Origin of the sequence: Rhodococcus sp. KRD175 (assembly GCF_017168275.1) — a bacterium.
Classification (GTDB): domain Bacteria; phylum Actinomycetota; class Actinomycetes; order Mycobacteriales; family Mycobacteriaceae; genus Rhodococcoides; species Rhodococcoides fascians.
In genome coordinates this window covers 1-4,562 of the sequence record NZ_JABFAQ010000055.1, presented here as the reverse complement: position 1 = coordinate 4,562, position 4,562 = coordinate 1, and the positions used below count along the sequence as shown (strand labels likewise).

Genomic DNA, 4,562 nt, shown 5'->3' with positions numbered 1-4,562 from the left:
ACATCTGGTGAAACTGGTCCGTGATGGCGCCACCTTCGAGAAAGGCAAACTCGTCGAACCCGACGCCACCTCAGGCACCCAGGAGGCCGCCTGAAAACCGCTCATCCACAGGTCTTGACAATATCTCACCCCTCGGCTCGCACCGGAACTATTGGACACCGCTCCTATTGATCCGAAACACGTTTCCTTCTGGATCACGCAGAACTGCCTGCCGCGCACCGTAGTAGGTCAGATACGGTGCTTTGACTAGCGTGGCACCAGCGGTCAACGCGTCAGCTACGAGCGTGTCCACTGCCGCTTCGTCAGCGGTTTCAAACGTCCAGAATGAGGCCGAGCTGTCACCGATGATCGTCTCCGGAGGCAGACTGAGAAGTTCGAGTGCCCCCGGAGTGTGAAACCCAAGAGTAGTGCCGCCTACGCGCAACGCTCGAAAGTGCTCTGACGCGAGTTCTTCGATTTCTGGCAGAGAAAATACGGTCCCATAGAACGATGCTTGCGAGATGAAGTCGCTGCAGATGATGCTGACAAAAGACAGGGATATGTTCTGTGTAGTCATGAGTCTCCTAGCTGACGGGCGCTCCCGCGTTGGCGGCCGCGCACAAGCGGTTTGACCTGAACGAAGGCGAGATTCGGTCGGGTATAGAGAGCAGTGGGTACTTGATCAGCTGACCGTCGCGGCTTGAGCACGCCGACGGAGATACTCGCCGGCCTCGATCGCGGGCAGGTCTGTGTTGACTCCGACGGGTGCGGGCATCGGCTCTACGACGGCGTCAACGTTGGCGTCGCAGAACTGGATCAGCGAGATGAGTTCTTCCTTTGGTGCTTGGTCTTGTGGCGGCAAGACCCGATGGCGGGTCGAGCGCCAGCGGTCGCCCGTCCAGCGGGCCATTAGGTCACCGATGTTGATCACGAGTGCTCCTTCGACAAAGGGCGCGTCGAACCACTCTCCATTGCTCTCGACTTGGAAGCCGCCGTAGCCTACTTGGCGGTCGAGGAGGGTGAAAATGCTCCAGTCAGTGTGTGGGCCGACGCGGAACTGCCCTTCCTTCGGCGCACCGGCCTCCTCAAGCGAGGGGTAGCGGTTGATGTTGAGGGTTCGGGTTCCACTGGAGGTGCGTTCGATGAACCACTCTGCACCAAGGTCGAGCGCTTCACCGCAGATGCGAAGCAGGTCGTCGTACAGTCGGTACATTTCAGTCATGTAGCGGGTAGCGCACTGTTGGAGTTCGGGGACTTCCGTTGGCCACACGTTGGGCCGGAACCAATACTTGTCGAGGGCGGGGTCACCAGTAAGGTAATCGCGCCCGATGGTGTAACTCTCTTTCATGTCGGGCTTGTTGGAGTCCGGGTCCTCGCCGTCGAAGGAATTGGCTTCCTTGCCACTCGGCAGCCACCCGCGGCCGCCGACTGAAGTCTCATACTGCGCTTTTACTGAGGCCGGAAGGGCGAAGAACTTTTTGGCAGCAGCACGCAGCTCGGTTCCCAGCGTGGGTGCGACTCCGTGATTGGCCAGGAGCAAGAATCCGGACTGCTGGAGCGCCTGGTCGACCTCTGCGGCGACCGAGCGCCGAGTCTCGGCGTCACCGGTTTGCCAGGAATTCAGATCAACGAGTGGTATGAGCGGTGCGTTCATGTGGAGGTTCCTCGATTTTTTGGAGAGTAGGAGTGTGGTGAGTGAGTGCCGTTTCTGCATCAATGCGGTTTTTAGGAGCGATCCGCCTTGCTTACTGCGGCGAGGACGCGCGATGCTTCGCGAACTGCAGCGGTGTTGGCTTTTCCTTGCTGAGAACCGGCAAGTTTGGCTTTAATGTGGTCACGCACGAGGATCGGCTCGTAGGCAAGCCCGTTGTCTGCTTCGAGATGACTGGGCAGAGTGACAATGGTGGCATCGATGTTGCCGTCGTGGAAGAACGCAACCGAGCGTCGACGCTTGATCGTTCCGTCGACGATCGGCGGCTTCACGCGGTGCAGCGTCGACATCCAGCGGTCATTGGTCAAGCGTGCGGTGAGGTCGCCCAAGTTGATCAGAAGTGCGTCATCCATGGGCTGAACATCGTGCCAGTTTCCAGTTCCGTCAAGTACCTGCAAACCGGGCACTTGATCGGCCCAGAGGACTGTGACGAGGCCAAAATCTGTGTGTTCGCCCATGCCGGTTAGGTCACCGTCCAGGTTGACAGTGCCTTCGGGCAGTGCGTAGTTGTTCATTCGGAGAACGTCGACAGAATGGTCGGTGAGGAACTCGAAGTAGTCGCTGGGCAAGCCAAGCGCATCGGCGAAGACTGTGGTCAGGGTGCGGGCGACTCGGGATGCGTGCGCGTAGTACGCCTCTACATTGGATCTGAAGCTACCCAAGGTCGGCCAAACGTTGATGCCGTAATCGTCTTCGGACAGGTTGAGTTCCGGAAATGATCTGGCCTCGGCACCGACGTTGAAGGCCTCGAAGAAGTCGTTCATTCGGGTTGCTGATTCTAGGCCGAGGCTCAGGCTCAGCGATTCACTTTTAGGCGGCGTGTATCCCCTGTTGCCATCGACTCGGTAGGTTCGTTTTTCATCGATCGGCAGGGCGAAGAAGGCGTCTACTGCATTCCGCAACCCGTCGATCGCTTCGTTGGGGATTCCGTGTCCGAGAACCTGGATGAAACCTACAGTCGAGCAGGCTTGGTCGAGCTGATTTGCCACTTCAGCTTTGGCTTCAGGCGTGCCGTTTGTGGTGTAGGCGGTGATGTCGACGATCGGGACTTCAAAATGATCGTTGGTGTCAGGGGTTAGCATGTTGATTCTCTCCGTCGGTTGTGGTTGCGCGTGCGTCTGCGCTGATGTTGGACATTGCCCTGCGTGCGCTGTCGCCGAGTGCTGTGTGGTTGAGAATGAGGTTCAGTGTGAATGCAGTGATGGCAGCGAGGGTGATGCCGCTGCCGAGAACAATTTGAATTGTGTTCGGGAACTTTCCCCTGCGCCGAATATCAGCGGAACGCTGACGCATCCGGCGTACATGATCAGGACGTGCTGGATACCGAACATCACGAGCTGTGAGATTGGTGGGCGGAGGTCGACAGGATTGGCGCCCGGCGGGGACTGCGGCGCTGTGAGAGCGGGCATGGGATACTCCAATAGGGAGGCAGATGCTTACCTGGAATATTCTCCACACGAATATTTCATTCTCTCTATCAATATAGTTTCGTTGGTGTTTCTGAGGTTGCCGTTGCGTTACCTGTCCGCGATCTGCCGTGGTTCAGACAGCTCGGAGACTGCTACCTTGCGTGTGTGGATGACGACGATCAGGCAATACTTGCGCGATCCCTGGGCTCATCGATTCGAGCCGCTCGCAAGAGCGCGGGATTGACCCTGTCGGCACTTGCAACCAGCACTGATCTTTCGCAGCCGTTCCTCAGCCAAGTAGAGAACGGCAACACAACCCCAAGCGTGATCAACTTGCACAGGATCGCTCAGACACTGGGAACTACAGCCCATGATCTGCTCGAACAGAGCAACCGCATACCTGTGAAAGTGGTCCGGAACGGGGAAGCGCGACGCTACAACCTCGGGCCCGACGCCGTGGTCCGGTTCTGCGTGGGCGGAACGCGACTTATGGATTGCAACGAAGTGACTGCCGAGCCGCATAGCTCCGCCGAGGCAGCAACAAGTCACGCCGGGGAAGAATTCGTTTACGTCGTGATGGGCGAGGTCCGCCTCAACATTGGTGGGCAGAGTGTCGTGCTTCGCTCCGGCGACACCGTCTACTACTCGGCGAGCGTGCAGCATCAATGGTTCAACGACACCGATGAGACCGCCGTCTTCCTCTTCGTCGGCACGCCACCATCCTTCTGAAATGCGCGGCGGTCCGCACTAACAAGCTGACAGCAATCAGGGGGACGCGATCCGCGCTACCCGAGAAGGGCCTCAGAGCGCCTGCCGTTGGGCGAACGCGCCTCCGGCAGAGAGTTCTGACTGGTCTTCGTGCGCGTCGAGGTGCTATGTCAACGCCGTTGTTCGACGGACCCGAATTGTCCTGTCCAACGCGAAATCCACTCCGGGAGATAGGCCCAAGTCGCGAGGTGCCCGTGCTATCGGTTTGCGCCGTATACCCGGCGGACGGCCTGGCCGTCGAACGCTGGACTGCCGGCTAAGACATCAACCGGTTCACTTCGTCGCCAGCCCGCTGAAGAGGGCCGGATACTGCGGCCCCTGTAGCGATCGGCATCGATCAGGCTTAGGCCATGCCCCCCGTTTGAGTGCTGCAACCAACCGAGACTTCGTAGTCCGCCTCGATCGGAAGATATCCGTATAGGCTGAGTGGCCCCGAGATGCGCCTTCTGGCAACTCGGTCGCGCTCGGGAAGCAGGAAAGCACCAGCAAACAGTAGTGCCCCATAGAGTGGTGTAACTCGGTGGCCGAGATCGTGTCTGACGCTGTGTTGTTGACCGATGCAAAGCGGGAGGAATGATCAAGACCTGTGGATCAGGGAGGGCGTGCCTTCCCGTAAATATGATCCTGGTAGTCACTTGATCAAGTCAGCGTTGCAGCGCTGGCGGAAAGGCACGCCTCGTGCTCACGGTAGTCAA

4 protein-coding genes are annotated in these 4,562 nt (G+C 58.6%); 1 reads left to right on the top strand and 3 read right to left on the bottom strand.

Going from position 1 to position 4,562, the window contains the following annotated elements; all coding sequences use genetic code 11:
• Positions 1-148 precede the first annotated feature (148 nt).
• From J1M81_RS25090 to J1M81_RS25080, 3 genes are all read right to left on the bottom strand, one after another.
• Positions 149-556: a VOC family protein gene (locus J1M81_RS25090; protein WP_005206417.1), complete on the bottom strand. Its 408-nt coding sequence runs from the start codon at positions 554-556 to the stop codon at positions 149-151.
• Positions 557-661: 105 nt separating this feature from the next.
• On the bottom strand, positions 662-1,633 hold the full coding sequence (locus tag J1M81_RS25085; protein ID WP_241258472.1) for an isopenicillin N synthase family oxygenase: 972 nt from the start codon (positions 1,631-1,633) through the stop codon (positions 662-664).
• 71 nt (positions 1,634-1,704) lie between these two features.
• Positions 1,705-2,772, bottom strand: coding sequence for an isopenicillin N synthase family oxygenase (locus J1M81_RS25080; RefSeq protein ID WP_206499096.1), 1,068 nt, complete (start codon positions 2,770-2,772; stop codon positions 1,705-1,707).
• A 492-nt stretch (positions 2,773-3,264) separates the two neighbouring features.
• On the opposite strand from J1M81_RS25080, the gene J1M81_RS25070 reads away from it, so the two are divergent.
• On the top strand, positions 3,265-3,828 hold the full coding sequence (locus J1M81_RS25070; RefSeq protein ID WP_039855792.1) for a helix-turn-helix domain-containing protein: 564 nt from the start codon (positions 3,265-3,267) through the stop codon (positions 3,826-3,828).
• Positions 3,829-4,562: the final 734 nt, after the last annotated feature.

What these genes read in the sequence shown, in the direction of transcription:
- J1M81_RS25085 (WP_241258472.1), bottom strand. Translation starts at nt 1,633, where the DNA reads ATGAACGCACCGCTCATACCACTCGTTGATCTGAATTCCTGGCAAACC.
- J1M81_RS25090 (WP_005206417.1), bottom strand. Translation starts at nt 556, where the DNA reads ATGACTACACAGAACATATCCCTGTCTTTTGTCAGCATCATCTGCAGC.
- J1M81_RS25080 (WP_206499096.1), bottom strand. Translation starts at nt 2,772, where the DNA reads ATGCTAACCCCTGACACCAACGATCATTTTGAAGTCCCGATCGTCGAC.